Annotated in this window: 1 protein-coding gene; it reads right to left on the bottom strand. The window is 25.6% G+C overall.

Annotated elements, in window-relative coordinates; all coding sequences use genetic code 11:
• Positions 1 to 17: 17 nt before the first annotated feature.
• Entirely contained in the window at positions 18 to 1,445 is a 1,428-nt protein-coding gene (locus HMPREF9129_RS10085; protein WP_004823423.1) for a sigma-54 interaction domain-containing protein, read from the bottom strand.
• Positions 1,446 to 1,689 lie beyond the last annotated feature (244 nt).

Raw genomic sequence — 1,689 nt, 5'->3', positions numbered from 1 at the left:
TTTGCAATTTATATTTTTTATATTCTCAATTTTTTAATTCTTCTACAAAGTTTTGATTCAGTTATACCTAAAATCTTTGATGCTTCTTTTTGTGAATTAGTGTAATCTATAACTTCTTTGATTATCTTTTTCTCATATTGATCTAACATTTCATCAAGGTTACTTCCACTTTCAAAAATATTTTTCTTTTGTACATTTTTATTACAATTTACCATATCTTCCGGTAAATCCCATTCTTCTATACAGTTATCTCTACTTAAAATTACAACCCTCTCTACTATATTCTTTAACTCTCTAACGTTTCCATACCAATTATTTTTATAAAATATTCTAAGTACTTTATCTGAAAAATACTTTTTAGTTTTATTTATTTTATTATTTTCTCTTAAAAAATGTAGCGCTAAAGGAATTATATCTTCTCTTCTCTCTCTTAAAGGTGGTATATGTATCGGAATTACGTTTATCCTATAATACAAATCTTGTCTAAAAGACTTCTCACTTACCATCTTTTCTAAATCTCTGTTTGTCGCACTTATTATTCTCACATCTATTGGAATATCCTTATCTGCTCCTATTTTTCTTATTTTTTTATTTTGTATTACTTTTAGTAATTTTGCTTGAAGTTCTAATGGTAATTCACCTATTTCATCTAGAAACACTGTGCCATTATTCGCAATTTCAAATATTCCTTTTTTACCTTTTTTCAATGCCCCTGTAAAAGCTCCTGACTCATATCCAAATAACTCTGATTCTATTAAATTTGCTGGAATTGCAGAACAATTTATTTCAACAAAAGGCCCATCTTTTCTGCTCCCAATTTCATATATATATTTTGCTATAACATCTTTTCCAACTCCAGTTTCACCTGTAATTAATACAGATACATCATAATTCGCTACTTTTTTAGCTTTATTTAGAATCATTTTCATTATATGTGAATTATATATAACCTTACTTTCCTGATCTATTAAATATTTAAGCATTAATATATTTTGTTCACTTTCATCCAACTTATCTTTTAATTCATTTATTTCAGTAACATCTCTTACTGTAGTCACAACTATAGATATTTCAGAATTTTTAGAAAAAATTGGCGTACTTGTAATTACGACTTGATTTTTATTATTTAGAATCTGATTAATAGTTACTTCTTCTAAATTCTCAATAACTTTTAAAGTCCCAGATGTATTTATAAGCCCTTCTTTTATCACTTGTTCCATTTTCTTGCCTATAAATAAACTCCTACTTGTTCCACTTATTCTTTCATATGCCTTGTTTACGAAAATTGTAAGTCCTTCCCCATCTGTTATATAAACTCCATCACTAAGTTTATCCAATATCTCTCCTAGCAGCATTAAATTATTGAGATCTTTATTTTTATCAAAAATTTCTTCAAAGATCTTACCTGTAATATTGTCTGATGATTCTATAAATTTTTTTCTCAATTAGATTCTCCTTTACAATTAGTTATAAATTTATAATCACAGTCCTCATTTATCTAAACTTTAAATTTCAGATCTATAATTAAGCTTCATTAAATTCTAATTATTTCATCTAAACACATTTTAGATAAATCTTTTTCTTACATGTACACTATTTTTAGAACTCATTAAAATTTTTATTAAGCCATATTTGCCAATACTAATAATTATAAAGAATGTAAATTTCAACATATATGTCTCATTTTTA

The sequence above is a fragment of the Peptoniphilus indolicus ATCC 29427 genome, assembly GCF_000227315.1.
Classification (GTDB): domain Bacteria; phylum Bacillota; class Clostridia; order Tissierellales; family Peptoniphilaceae; genus Peptoniphilus; species Peptoniphilus indolicus.
Note: the sequence above shows the minus strand (reverse complement) of the source record. Positions and strands in the feature narration are given on the sequence as shown.